The following is a 12,797-nucleotide window of genomic DNA, read 5'->3' as shown; positions in this document are numbered from 1 at the left end:
AACTCTATGAGCGGTCTGATGCTTCGTCAACCTGCCCATCCATGTCCCACATATAAAGCAAATATTCAACTATCTCTAAATTAGCGATGCTAATTAATGCAAATGCGTTTTAAAACTGTGCCACTGACGCGCTGTACCTGGCATGAATGTTTGAGAGAGGAGGCGAGCCGGGCGCGGCGCGATAGCCGCGCCCGGCGTTTGAGTATCGGCTTCTCAGCCAAAAGGTGAGGTTTTACGGGAGCGTGGCGCTCGCGAGTCAGCCCTGCCTGGCGACCTCGCGAATGTCGGCCACCGGCGCTTGCCCGAATGCATCGCTGAAGGCGTAGTCGATCAGTTGGGTGGCGCTTTGTTCGGGCGTCGAAAGCTGGCCGTTGCGCTTGAGGTCTTCGAATCTTTCGCGCATCGGGAATTGTTCCTTGCCGCTGCCGCGAATTTCCGCCTGCATGTTCGTATCGATGACGCCCGGCGCCAGGCTGCAGATACGCAGCGCACGATTCGCGTCGAGTGCAACGGCGCGTGCGTGGTGATCGAGCGCGGCCTTGGTCGCGCAGTAGATGCTCCAGCCGGGATACGCATTGCGCGCCGCGCCACTGGAAATATGCATGATGCGCCGATCGGTCGCGTCGACGCTGGCTGCGGCGAGCGCGCTCGCCAGCATCAGCGGCGTGGCCACGTTCAGGCTCACGGCGGTCGCGATGTCGGCGGCGTTCTGACCTTCGATTGGACCGATCGGCTGAACCATGCCTGCGTTGTTGATCAGCAGGACGCTCTGCGCGCCGTTGACGAAGCTGCGCAGTGCATCGGTTGCGGCCCACTGCGCGACGCGCGTGGGGTCCGCAAGCTCGAGCTCGATTTCTTCGAGCAATGCCGGAAAGCGCGCTTTGAGCGTAGCGTGACGCGAGCGGGACAAACCCAGTACCGCGACGCCGCGCGCCAGCAGTTGTTCAGCAAGGGAGGCGCCGAGGCCGCGAGTGTGGCCGGTAACGATCGCACGGATCGGAGAAGAGAGGGACATGTCGTTCCTTGTGATCGTTGGCTTGAGAAGGCGGTTATTTTCTCACGCAGAGCGAAAGCGCTCGCGATACTGCATCGGCGTAACGCCGAGTCGCTTCGTAAAGACAATGCGCATCCGGTCCGCGGTGCCGAAGCCGCAGTCGTAGGCTATCGCCTTGAGCGCCGCGTCGCTGCTTTCGAGCAACTTGCGCGCCGCATCCACGCGGGCGCGTTCGACGAATTCGTGCGGCGTCACCCTGGTTTCCTGCACGAACACGCGGGCGAAATTCCGTGCGCTCATGCCGGCGAAGTCCGCCAGTTGTTTGACCGTAAAGCTCTCGCGAATCCGTTCCATGACGTGCGCCTGCACTTTGGCGACCGGCGAGGTGTCGTCGGCGGGGGCGGTCAAGTACGGGCTGAACTGCGATTGACCGCCTTGTCGCTGTGCAAACACCACCAGCCGCTTGGCGACCGCGAGGGCCGTGTGCGGCCCATGATGCTCGGCGACCAATGCAAGCGATAGATCGATGCCCGCCGTGACGCCCGCTGACGTGACGAGGTTGCCGTCGCGTAGATAGATCCGGTCGAATTCGACATGGGCTCGCGGAAACTGCTCGGCGAGTTGCGCCGCGTGCTGCCAGTGGGTCGTGACATTGCGCGCGTCGAGCAGTCCGGCGTGGCCGAGTGCGAACGCGCCGGTGCAGATCGAGCCATAGCGCTCGCATTGCGAGGCGGCTTGCGACAGCCATTCGAGCAAACGCGTATCGGGCGTGGCATCGCCGGGCAGCGCGGGGCCGCCTGCAACCAGCGCAAGGTCAAACGGTCGGCGCGACTGGTCGAAAGTGGCATCGGCGATCAGCGTCATGCCGTTGGAGGCGCGCAGCGGACCCGGCTCCGCGCTGAGCAGCGTGACCTCGTAGCGATCCTGCGGCGCGATGAAGCGATTGGCCTCGGAGAACACGTCGACCGGACCGGCGACGTCGAGCGCCTGCACGCCGGGAAAGATTGCGATCGCGACGGTAGGCATCGAGTGAGTTCCTTTGACGATGGACGGGAATTCGCTGCCCGCGGCAGTCAACGCGGTGCGTTTGGCAGTGTTCAACGGTCCGCGACGATTGCCCGCGACAGCGGGCTGACCAATACTGAGCCTCATCGGACGCGCTGCTCGACGGGTCGAATAAGCAGCCAGAAAAAGCATCGCGGACCAGCATACCAAACGCGCTATCGACTCACAAAGACCGCGTGTCCGGTTCACCCAAGTCTTTCATGGAGCACTTCACATGACCACGATCGCAGGCATCCAGATTCCCGACAGCATGATGGCGCGCGAAGCCACGCAACTCGTGCGCGATACCGAAACCGAGTTGCTCTATCACCATTCGCGGCGCGTGTTCCTGTTCGGCTCGCTGGCCGGCGCGCGCAAGCAGCTCAAGTACGACCCCGAGCTGCTGTACATCGGCGCGATGTTTCATGACATGGGACTCGTCGCACCGTATAGCAGCGAGCATGATCGCTTCGAGGTGGACGGCGCGAACGCGGCGCGTGATTTTCTGCGGCGTCATGGCATCGGCGAAGACGATATCGAGCAGGTGTGGAATTCGATTGCGCTGCACACCACGCCTGGCATTCCGCAATATATGAAGCCGGTGGTCGCGCTGGTGACAGCGGGTGTGGAGATGGACGTGCTGGGTCTCGCCTATGACGAATTCGCCGAACACCAGCGCCATGAAGTGATCCACGCCCACCCGCGCGGTGCGCATTTCAAGGAAGGCATTATCGACGCCTTCGCGCACGGCACGATGCACAAACCGGAGACGACTTTCGGCAATGTGAAAGCGGACGTGCTGGCGCTGAAAGACCCGCACTACCATCGTGAGAATTTCTGCACGATGATCCTGGGGTCGTCCTGGAAGGATTAATTAGTCGGCGTGCCGCGGCGAAAGTGACAGCCGCACAGAAGAAAAATCATCGGCACATTTTTTATCGAGCATGTCATTTCCAGTAAGCGTTCGCGACTAAACCCATGAAACACCCGGTTGATCGGGCACAGCGGCCGTCCCCGGGTGTTGCATTCCCAGACTCGTCATGTGCAGCGGATCGACCGCGGCCTGTCTGTCTGAGCGTTTGAGCGTCGCCTACGTAGCCGACTTTAAACCCCGGCTACTCACCTGAAACTGGAGATGACATGAAATCGATTCGAGCTTTGATGATGTGCAGCCTGTTGCCACTCGCGCTCATCGCGGGTTCTGTGCAGGCACAGGGAATAGGGCGCGCCGGCACCTATCTGATGCCACCTGAGTACAGCATGATGATGGACAAGCTGACCCCTGAACAGCGCGCTCAGGCCATCGGCATCCAGCAGAAAATGATGCAGATGGAAATGGAGTATCAGGACACGATGGCGCAGATGGAGATGAAGCATGCGCATGAAATGATGCAGATGCAAAATCAATTGCTGGATATTTTCAAAGGCCATTGAGTCTCACCGTGGTTCGACCGGTTCGCGTCTTGGCTAACGTCAGGCGCGGCCGGGTCATCCCCTTCCGTGCAATGCGGCGATTTCCTGCAAATCGAGATCCCGCTCCAGCTCGGTCAGCAGTTCATCGTGAATCAGGCCCGATCGATGCATCCGCAACAACTCGCTGCGTCCGGCCGCTATGGCGGCGAGTACAACGTCGTAATGTGCGGTGCGCACATCGGCGGGATATTCCGTCAGGTCCTGGTGGGTTTCGGTCATTCGTGCCCGATAGCTGTATTGCTCTAGCAGGCGCGGGTGAATCACCTGGCCCTGTGCGTCGTGCACGAGCGGTTGGATGGCGGCAAACTGCGACGCTTCGACCCTCGCCCACGCCTGGGGCTCGGTCAAATGCCGCTCGTTACGCTCTTTTGCGCTATCCGGTTTGACCCAGCGAATCAACGCGCCAATCGTGGTTCCCTGGCCGAGCACGGTCACGAGAATCACTGCGAATGACGCGACCAGAATCAGATCGCGACCCGGCATCGCCTCGGGCAAGGAGAGTGCGATTGCCAGCGTTACCACGCCCCGCATGCCGGCCCAGCTCGTTACCGTCGACGAGCGCCAGTCGAGCGCGACGTTTGCACGCCGTGTCAGCTTGCACACGAGTCCCTTCAACCATTCGACGGCGAACACCCACACGAAGCGCGACACTACGACGGCCGCGATCACTGCGCCGACCGCGGGGGCAAGCGCGATCAACGTGTCGCCGACGCCGCCTAGCCGCACGACCACGCCGCGCAGCGACAGCCCGATCAGAAGGAACACGAGCGCTTCCATCAGGAAGATCAGGACCTGCCAGAAAGCCGTACCGCGCATGCGCACCGCGGCTGAGAAGACTTCATGCTGATGCCAGCCGAGCACCATTCCGCAACTGACGGTCGCGATGACGCCCGAGACGTCCAGCATGTCGCCGGCAATGTAGCTGATCCACGGACAGAGTGCGGATGCGGTGATGATGAGATAGCCGTCGTCGAGATAGCGCAGCAGCCTGACGACCACGAAGCCAATCGCGATGCCTACCGCCACGCCACCCAGGCCGAGCACGGCAAACTGCCCGAGCGCGTGTTGCGCGCTGAACGTGCCGGTCAGCGCGGCGGCGACGGCGAAGCGGAACAGGACGATGCCGGCGGCGTCGTTGAGCAGGCTTTCGCCTTCGAGGAGCACCATCAGGCGGCGCGGCAGCGCGACGCGCTCCAGCACGGCTTTTGCGGCGATGGCGTCAGGCGGCGAGACGACCGCGCCCAGCGCGAAGCATGCGCTCCACGGTAAGGCCGGCACGACCCAATGCGCGACCATGCCGACCGCGAGCGTTGTAAAGACGACGGCGCCGATCGCGAGCAGCAGGATGCCGCCGAGATGGCGCTTGAACTCGTCCCACACGGAGAAGTACGCGCCGTCCATGAGGAGTGGCGGCAGGAACACGATCAGGACCAGTTCGGGATCGAGATTGATGGGCGGCAGTCCGGGTACGAAGGCCATCGCGGCGCCGCCGACCAGAAGCGCCGCGGCCGGTGGAAGTTGCAGCCGCTTGGCGAGCAGCTGCAGGCCGATCATCGCGGCGAGCGACAGCAGGACGAGTTTGAAGGCCATGACGGAGGACATGCGTGGGGCCTCGGTGAGCGGCTGGGGATTACTTTTTATCACAGAGCGCGGGCATTGCCTGCGGAGGAGCCGGCGGACGATATGTGTGCGGCGTCAAGCACTTGAGTGGACTGTGCTCAGGTTGTCCACAGGCTTCTGAACATTTTTTGGGGACAAGTTTTCTGCGCGCCACGCAAAAGTTGTCCGTGCCTACGACATTGGAAAAACAGAAGAAACCGAACGCCGCAAGCGCGCAACTCATGCGGCGCTCTCAAGGCTAAAAACCGCTTAAGCCTTCAACACCGCCCCCGCCACCTCTTCCCGCGATTGCACCTGCAACACCGCATCGCGTTTGTCGAGCAAATGCTGCCGAAGAATCGCGCTCAACTTCTTCCCATCCCGCGCTTCGAGCGCCTTCAACATTTCATCGTGATCATGAATCGCGCTATCCCACTTCGGGATCTGAAAATTCGACCGGAACCGCAGCGCCTGCAAGCGCCGATTCACCGCGACATAAGTCTGCCGCAGTGCTGAATTCCTCGCCGCTTCATTGATCTTGTCGTGAATCGCCTGGTTGCGGCTGTAATACCCGGCCAGATCGTTCTGCGTGCGGCAAGCCAGCATCGCGTAATGCAACGCCTTGATCTCTGCGAGCTCCGCAGCCGTCATCCGCTCCGCCGCCAGTTCGCCGGAAAACGCTTCAAGGCCACTCATCAATTCGAAGGTCTCGCGCAATTCCGCTTCCGACATCTTCGACACCGACGCGCCGCGGTTCGGCGAAATCTCGATCAGCCCTTCCGCTGCCAGCACCTTCAGCGCCTCCCGCAACGGCGTACGCGAAATCCCGAGCGTTTCGCACAACTCGCGCTCGTTCAGTTTCTTGCCCGGCTCGAGCACCCCTTCGACGATAAAGCGGCGAATGTGCTCCACCACCGTGTCGTGCAAACGCTGACGCTCAACCTTCGGCATCAACGGAGAGGCGGTCGTACCCGCATTGAAATCAGAATTTTGCATACAAAAGCCCTCAACATCGTGTTAGGTGTGATTTTATCGGAAGCACAAAGATTAGTTAATAGCGCGGGTAAACACCGGTATCGGCAAGCAATTTTCGCCTTGGGACCGTCACGGATCATCTGATATAGTTTTTTGAATGCAAAATTCAATCGGAGGAGCCCAATGCTCAAGCTAGACTTTCATCCCGCTGGCCGTCACTTCCTGCAGATCCCGGGTCCGAGCCCGGTGCCCGATCGCATTCTCCGTGCGATGAGCTACCCGACCATCGATCACCGCGGCCCCGAGTTCGGCGAACTTGGTCTGAAGGTGCTCGAAGGCATCAAGAAAATCTTCAAGACGCAGCAACCGGTGGTGATCTATCCGGCCTCCGGCACCGGCGCGTGGGAAGCGGCGTTGTCGAACACGCTGAGTCCCGGCGACCACGTGCTGATGTTCGAGACCGGTCACTTCGCGACGCTGTGGAAAAAGATGGCGGAAAGCCTCGGGCTGAAGCCGGAGTTCCTCGGCCTGGCTGGCATCGAAGGCTGGCGGCGCGGCGTGCAGCCGCAAATGATCGAAGAACGCCTGCGCGCCGACACGCAACACGAGATCAAGGCGGTGTGCGTCGTCCATAACGAAACCTCCACGGGCGTCACTTCGGATATCGCCGCCGTGCGCCGCGCGATCGATGCCGCCGGCCATCCGGCGCTGCTGCTGGTCGACACGATCTCGGGCCTCGCTTGCGCCGACTATCGCCATGACGAGTGGGGCGTCGACGTCACCGTGTCGGGTTCGCAGAAGGGTTTGATGCTGCCGCCGGGCATCAGCTTCAACGCGATCTCACAGAAGGCATTGGCCGCCAGCAAGCACGCCAGGCTGCCGCGCAGCTTCTGGGACTGGACCGACATCGTCGAGATGAACAAGACCGGCTACTGGCCGTACACGCCGAACACGAACCTGCTGTACGGGCTCAACGAGGCGCTGGAGATGATTCTCGGCGAAGGGCTCGACAACGTGTTCGCCCGTCACGAGCGTCTTGCGGAAGCCACCCGCCGTGCGGTTCGCGCGTGGGGTCTGGAGATCCAGTGCGCGGATCCCGCCGTGTATAGCCCGGTGCTGACCGGCGTGATGATGCCCGAGGGTATCGATGCCGACGCCGTGCGCAAGGTCATCTACGAACGTTTCGACATGTCGCTCGGCACCGGGCTCGGCAAGATGAAAGGCCGCATGTTCCGCATCGGCCATCTCGGCGACTGCAACGACCTGATGCTGCTGGCGACGCTGGCCGGTTGCGAGATGGGCCTGCGGCTCGCGGGCGTGCCGCTCAAGGAAAGCGGCCTGCCCGTCGCTATGGAGTGGCTGAGCCAGCCGACGCAAACCTCGGGGCTGAAAGCAGCGGCTTAAACGTCCGGGCCTTCACGAAGCCGCGCACAGAACGCGGCTCATGATCAACATGCGATGGACCCGCAGCGTATGCCGCTGAAGGGTGACGACACAGCGCGCCATTCCAGGCGCGCCGTCGATAGACTGCAATGGAGAGAGGCGATGAAGCGGTTTCGTGTGAGCAGTGCGACCAGTATCGTTCTAGTGATGCTATGCATCATGTACTTCATCACCTACCTTGACCGCGTCAACGTCAGCACCGCGGCCGCAGGGTTTGGCAAGGAGTTCGGTCTTTCGCACACGGAAGTGGGCCTGGTGTTTTCCGCCTTCGCTTATCCGTATCTGATTTTCCAGATCATCGGCGGCTGGGTCAGTGACCGCTTTGGTGCGAAACGCACGCTGATTTTCTGCGGCGCCATCTGGGGTGTGGCGACGCTGCTGACCGGTTTCGCCGGTGGTCTCGTCTCGTTGCTGGCCGCGCGCGTGTTGCTCGGTTTCGGCGAAGGCGCCACGTTTCCTGCTGCCACCTCGGCAATGGCGCGCTGGGTCGCAAAAGAAAAACGCGGCTTCGCGCAGGGCATCACTCACGCGGCATCGCGTATCGGCAATGCGGTGGCGCCCGGCCTGATCGTGCTGGTGATGGCGACCTGGGGCTGGCGCGAATCGTTCTACATTTGCGGCGTGTTCAGCCTGCTGTGGGTGGCGGTGTGGGCGTTCACGTTCACCGAACATCCGAAAGATCATCCGCGTATCACGAGCGAAGAACTCGATGTCTTGCCTGTGCCGAAGCCGAAAGCGGCTGGCGTGCCGTGGGGAAAACTGTTTCGCCGCATGTGGCCGGTCACGATCGTGTACTTCTGCTACGGCTGGACTTTGTGGTTGTTCCTTAGCTGGATTCCTCAGTACTTCCTGCATAGCTATCACCTGCAACTGCAAAAGTCGGCGGTCTTCGCCTCGGTCGTATTTTTTGCGGGCGTACTCGGCGATACGCTCGGGGGCATCGTGACCGACTGGATTTTCACGCGTACCCGCAGCCTGAAGCGTGCACGGAGCTGGATGGTGTCGGTATGCATGCTGTTCTGTTTGCTCTCGCTCATTCCGTTGATGTTCACGCACAGCCTGTATCTGTCGATGGCGTGTCTTGCCTCGGGCTTCTTCTTCGCCGAAATGACGATCGGGCCGATGTGGGCGATTCCAATGGACATCGCGCCGGAATACTCGGGCACCGCGAGCGGCATGATGAACACCGGCTCGGCATTGGCCGCGATCATCTCGCCGGTGGTCGGCGGATTCCTGATCGACTACTTCGGCAGCTGGGAGTTGCCGTTTGTCGGCAGCATGCTGTTGATGGCGATCGGCGTGGTGCTCGCGTTCCGCATGCAGCCGGAAAGCAAATTCGAACTCAACGCGGCCGACAAAGCGCACGCCACCACGGGCGTGGGTGCGTAAACGGAATACAACGTCCGGAATGCGCTGTTTCATAACACACCGTTTCGGAATGCACGGTTCCCTCTCTTCGACTTTAAAGCAATGACAACCTCACTGAGTCAGCGTCTCGCCGACGCGCGCCGTAATCACCTGACGCTCGATACGTTGCCGCCTGAGCAAACACCTGCAGACAGCACCGCCGCCTACGCGGTCCAGCACGAGATTCTGCGCGTACTGGACGCACCGATCGGTGGCTGGAAGATCGGCGCGAAGTCCGACAGCGGCCCGATCCAGGGCGCCCCGTTGCCGGCGAGCGATCTGCACGCCGATGGCGCACCGTTGCCGCGTGAAGCCTTTGCGCCGCTGGGACTCGAACTGGAGATTGCGTTCCGCTTCGGCCGCCGCTTCGAGCCATCGACCACGCCCTATAGCGATGCCGACGTGCACGCAGGCATCGGCTCGATCGGCGCGACCATCGAGATCGTGGCGAGCCGTTACGCTGATTGGCCCAAGGTCGACAAGCTCGCCCAACTCGCGGATTTGCAGAATCACGGCGCGCTGGTCGTCGGCGAATTCACGCCGTATCGCGAGGACTTTCCGTTTGTGGCGCCGTCGTTGCGGTTCAGCTTTGAAGGGCGGGACGTGGTCGAGACGACGCCAGCCAATCCGGCCGGCGATCCGCGACGCCTGCTAACGTGGCTCGTCAATCACGCCACGTCGCGCGGTATTGCGATCACGCCGGAGATGGTCGTCACCACCGGTTCATACACCGGCATGTTTTTTCCGCAGAGCGCGGGAACGGCGAGCGGGCTCATTGAAGGGCTCGCGCCGATCAGCCTGACGCTGTACTAGCCCGCTTATCCATAGGCCGACGATATGACGACCTCCACTTCCGCTTTGCTCGTCAAGCCGATCCATCTGGTCCCGTCCGCGGCACGCTTGACGACGCCGCTCGCGCAGCATTTACGCAAGTCCTTGCGCGGCGACGTATTGTTCGATGCGGCGAGCCGCGGCCGTTATTCGACCGATGCGTCGATCTATCAGATCACGCCGGTCGGCGTGGTGGTGCCGCGCGATCAGGACGATCTGCGTATCGCGCTGGAAATCGCACGCAGCGAGAAAGTACCGCTGCTTGCGCGTGGCGCTGGCACGAGTCAATGCGGCCAGACCGTCGGCGAGGCGCTGGTGATCGACACCAGCAAGTGGCTGAACAACATCGTCGCATTCGATGCCGACGCGCGCACGGTGACGGTCGAACCGGGCGTCGTGCTGGACCATCTGAACGCATGGCTGAAGCCGCATGGCCTGTGGTTTCCCGTCGACGTTTCGACGGCGGCGCAATGCACGATCGGCGGAATGGCAGGCAATAACTCGTGCGGCTCGCGCTCGATCGAATACGGCAACATGGTGCACAACGTCGAAGCGATCGACGCCATTCTCGCCGACGGCAGCGAGGCACGGTTTGCGTCATTGCGCGAGGCGCCGCAAGGCGCGCGCTTGCAGCAGATCGTCGAGGGCGTGAAGCAGATTGCCCAACGTGAGCGCGATGAAATCGTGGCGCGCGTGCCGAAAGTCCTGCGGCGTGTCGCGGGCTACAACATCGACGTGTTCGATTGCCAGAACCCGCGCGCCTATACCGACGACGGCATCGCGAATCTCGCGCATCTGCTGGTCGGTTCGGAAGGCACGCTTGCGTTCAGCCGGCAATTGACGCTCAAGCTTGCGCCACTGCCCACGCATAAGACGCTTGGCGTGGTCAACTTCCCGACCTTCTGGCAGTCGATGGATCTCACACAGCACATCGTCAAGCTGAAGCCGGTGGCCGTGGAACTGGTCGATCGCACCATGATCGATCTGGCGATGAGCAATCCCGCCTTCCGGCCGGTGATCGAGAAGGCGCTGGTCGGCGAGCCGCAAGCGATCCTGCTGGTGGAATTCGCGGGCGAGGACCGCGACCGGCAACTTGCGTCTCTCAAGCAACTCACCGAACTGATGGCCGATCTTGGCTTGCCCGATTCAGTTGTCGAGATGCCTGCCGCGAACGAACAGAAAGCGCTGTGGGAAGTCCGCAAAGCCGGGCTGAACATCATGATGAGCATGAAGGGCGACGGCAAGCCGGTCTCCTTCATCGAAGATTGCGCGGTGCCGCTCGAACATCTGGCGGAATACACGAGCCGTTTGACCGACGTGTTTCACCGCCACGGCACGGAAGGCACCTGGTACGCGCATGCAAGCGTCGGCACGCTGCACGTGCGGCCGATTCTCGATATGCGGCGCGACGGTGCGGTGAAGATGCGTGCCATCGCCGAAGAAGCGGCGGCGCTGGTGCGCGAGTACAAGGGCGCGTATTCCGGTGAACACGGCGACGGCCTGTGCCGCGGCGAATGGGTGGCGTGGCAATACGGACCACGCCTGAACCAGGCGTTCACCGAGATCAAGACGCTGTTCGATCCGGATAATCGCTTCAATCCCGACAAGATCGTGCGTCCGCCGAAGATGGACGACGCGCGCAATTTCCGCTTTGCACCGGGCTATCAGGCGCAGCGGATCGAGACCGCGCTCGACTGGTCCGCATGGAACGTCGAACGCGATCCGCTGACGGGGCAGGAGACGTTGCCGGGCAGCGGCAACGATCTGTCGGGCGGTCTCGCGAAGGCCGTCGAGATGTGCAACAACAACGGCCATTGCCGCAAGTTCGACGCGGGCACCATGTGCCCGAGTTATCGCGTGACGAAGGATGAGCAACATGTGACGCGAGGACGTGCGAACACGTTGCGTCTCGCGATTTCCGGACAACTCGGCGAAGGAGGACTTGCCAGCGACGACGTCAAGGACACGCTCGATCTGTGCGTCTCGTGCAAGGGCTGCAAACGCGACTGCCCGACGGGCGTCGACATGGCGAAGTTCAAGATCGAGGCGCGGGCGGCGCGCGTCAAACGGCATGGGCTGCGTCTGCGCGACAAGCTGGTGGCCTTCATGCCACGCTATGCGGGAATGGCGAGCCGCGTGCCGGGTTTGATGGCGCTGGCCGATAACGTGCCGGTGTTGTCGGCGTGGTTCAAACGCGCGATAGGCTTTGCACCCGAACGCACGTTGCCGCGGTTCAAGACATCGTTTCTGTCTGGCGCAGTGACGGCCAAACCGCCTCGAGGCGGTGCGCTGAAAGAAGTGCTGTTGTTCGTCGACACGTTCAACAACAACATGGAGCCTGAAAACGCGCGCGCCGCGCTACAGGTGCTCGAGGCTGCCGGTTACACGGTGCACTTCAATACGCGACCGGGCGAGCGGCCGGTGTGTTGCGGCCGCACCTTCCTCGCGGCCGGTCTGGTCGATGAAGCGAAGCAGGAGGCGCGGCGCATGCTCGATCTGTTCAAGCCGTTTGTGGCGCGTGGCGTGCCGATCGTCGGGTTGGAGCCGTCGTGTTTGCTGTCGTTGCGCGACGAGTTTCTGCACTATGGATTCGGTGAGGAAGCGCAGCGTCTGTCGAAACTGGCATTCCTGTTCGAAGAGTTTCTGGTGCATGAGGAACAGGCCGGGCGCTTGCAGCTTGCGTTGAAGCCGCTGGCGAAGGAGCAGGCGCTCGTACACGGCCACTGCCATCAAAAGGCCTTCGATGCGTTCACGCCCGTGCAAACCGTGCTGAAGTGGATTCCTGAGCTGAGGGTGTCGACGGTCGAGTCGTCGTGCTGCGGGATGGCAGGCAGCTTCGGTTACGAAGCCGAGCATTACGCAACATCGCAGGCCATGGCGGAACTTTCACTGCTGCCCGCGGTGCGCAAGATCGACGGCAATACGGTGATGGTCGCCGACGGCACGAGTTGCCGGCATCAGATTCATGATGGCGCGGGCGTTGACGCAATCCATGTGGCGCGCGTATTGGCAATGGCTTTGCAATGAGGGC

Annotated in this window: 10 protein-coding genes; 6 read left to right on the top strand and 4 right to left on the bottom strand. The window is 61.8% G+C overall.

From position 1 onward, the window contains the following. Positions 1-256 precede the first annotated feature (256 nt). Both DSC91_RS14295 and DSC91_RS14290 read right to left on the bottom strand, forming a co-directional pair. Complete coding sequence (locus tag DSC91_RS14295; RefSeq protein ID WP_115779211.1) at positions 257-1,015, bottom strand: SDR family oxidoreductase; 759 nt, start codon at positions 1,013-1,015, stop codon at positions 257-259. 42 nt (positions 1,016-1,057) lie between these two features. Continuing rightward, on the bottom strand, positions 1,058-2,020 hold the full coding sequence (locus DSC91_RS14290; RefSeq protein ID WP_115779844.1) for a GlxA family transcriptional regulator: 963 nt from the start codon (positions 2,018-2,020) through the stop codon (positions 1,058-1,060). Between the two features lie 253 nt (positions 2,021-2,273). On the opposite strand from DSC91_RS14290, the gene DSC91_RS14285 reads away from it, so the two are divergent. Next, positions 2,274-2,912, top strand: coding sequence for an HD domain-containing protein (locus DSC91_RS14285; RefSeq protein WP_115779209.1), 639 nt, complete (start codon positions 2,274-2,276; stop codon positions 2,910-2,912). Positions 2,913-3,178: 266 nt separating this feature from the next. Continuing rightward, a complete protein-coding gene (locus DSC91_RS14280) occupies positions 3,179-3,472 on the top strand; it encodes a hypothetical protein (protein ID WP_115779207.1) in 294 nt (97 codons plus the stop codon). Positions 3,473-3,526: 54 nt separating this feature from the next. Here DSC91_RS14280 and DSC91_RS14275 read toward each other — a convergent pair whose 3' ends face one another. Together DSC91_RS14275 and DSC91_RS14270 are read right to left on the bottom strand one after the other, a co-directional pair. Continuing rightward, a complete protein-coding gene (locus tag DSC91_RS14275) occupies positions 3,527-5,113 on the bottom strand; it encodes a Na+/H+ antiporter (RefSeq protein WP_115779205.1) in 1,587 nt (528 codons plus the stop codon). A gap of 267 nt (positions 5,114-5,380) precedes the next feature. Further along, positions 5,381-6,106, bottom strand: coding sequence for a GntR family transcriptional regulator (locus DSC91_RS14270; RefSeq protein ID WP_115779203.1), 726 nt, complete (start codon positions 6,104-6,106; stop codon positions 5,381-5,383). Positions 6,107-6,268: 162 nt separating this feature from the next. Between DSC91_RS14270 and DSC91_RS14265 the strand changes: the two genes are divergently transcribed. The 4 genes from DSC91_RS14265 to DSC91_RS14250 all read left to right on the top strand — a co-directional run bounded on the left by DSC91_RS14265 (position 6,269) and on the right by DSC91_RS14250 (position 12,793). After that, the gene (locus tag DSC91_RS14265) at positions 6,269-7,489 is read left to right on the top strand and encodes a pyridoxal-phosphate-dependent aminotransferase family protein (RefSeq protein ID WP_115779201.1); all 1,221 of its coding nucleotides are present in this window, start codon (positions 6,269-6,271) and stop codon (positions 7,487-7,489) included. 141 nt (positions 7,490-7,630) lie between these two features. Continuing rightward, positions 7,631-8,917: an MFS transporter gene (locus tag DSC91_RS14260; RefSeq protein ID WP_115779199.1), complete on the top strand. Its 1,287-nt coding sequence runs from the start codon at positions 7,631-7,633 to the stop codon at positions 8,915-8,917. A gap of 81 nt (positions 8,918-8,998) precedes the next feature. Further along, the gene (locus DSC91_RS14255; RefSeq protein WP_115779197.1) at positions 8,999-9,748 is read left to right on the top strand and encodes a 2-keto-4-pentenoate hydratase; all 750 of its coding nucleotides are present in this window, start codon (positions 8,999-9,001) and stop codon (positions 9,746-9,748) included. A gap of 24 nt (positions 9,749-9,772) precedes the next feature. Next, complete coding sequence (locus DSC91_RS14250; RefSeq protein WP_115779195.1) at positions 9,773-12,793, top strand: FAD-binding and (Fe-S)-binding domain-containing protein; 3,021 nt, start codon at positions 9,773-9,775, stop codon at positions 12,791-12,793. Positions 12,794-12,797: the final 4 nt, after the last annotated feature.

The sequence above is a fragment of the Paraburkholderia caffeinilytica genome, from assembly GCF_003368325.1.
GTDB lineage: Bacteria > Pseudomonadota > Gammaproteobacteria > Burkholderiales > Burkholderiaceae > Paraburkholderia > Paraburkholderia caffeinilytica.
The sequence above is the reverse complement of the archived record's forward strand: the minus strand, read 5'-3'. Positions and strand labels throughout refer to the sequence as shown.

Excerpts from the sequence above, each read along its gene's own strand:
- DSC91_RS14295 (WP_115779211.1), bottom strand. The coding sequence starts at position 1,015 with ATGTCCCTCTCTTCTCCGATCCGTGCGATCGTTACCGGCCACACTCGC.
- DSC91_RS14290 (WP_115779844.1), bottom strand. The coding sequence starts at position 2,020 with ATGCCTACCGTCGCGATCGCAATCTTTCCCGGCGTGCAGGCGCTCGAC.
- DSC91_RS14285 (WP_115779209.1), top strand. The coding sequence starts at position 2,274 with ATGACCACGATCGCAGGCATCCAGATTCCCGACAGCATGATGGCGCGC.
- DSC91_RS14280 (WP_115779207.1), top strand. The coding sequence starts at position 3,179 with ATGAAATCGATTCGAGCTTTGATGATGTGCAGCCTGTTGCCACTCGCG.
- DSC91_RS14275 (WP_115779205.1), bottom strand. The coding sequence starts at position 5,113 with ATGTCCTCCGTCATGGCCTTCAAACTCGTCCTGCTGTCGCTCGCCGCG.
- DSC91_RS14270 (WP_115779203.1), bottom strand. The coding sequence starts at position 6,106 with ATGCAAAATTCTGATTTCAATGCGGGTACGACCGCCTCTCCGTTGATG.
- DSC91_RS14265 (WP_115779201.1), top strand. The coding sequence starts at position 6,269 with ATGCTCAAGCTAGACTTTCATCCCGCTGGCCGTCACTTCCTGCAGATC.
- DSC91_RS14260 (WP_115779199.1), top strand. The coding sequence starts at position 7,631 with ATGAAGCGGTTTCGTGTGAGCAGTGCGACCAGTATCGTTCTAGTGATG.
- DSC91_RS14255 (WP_115779197.1), top strand. The coding sequence starts at position 8,999 with ATGACAACCTCACTGAGTCAGCGTCTCGCCGACGCGCGCCGTAATCAC.
- DSC91_RS14250 (WP_115779195.1), top strand. The coding sequence starts at position 9,773 with ATGACGACCTCCACTTCCGCTTTGCTCGTCAAGCCGATCCATCTGGTC.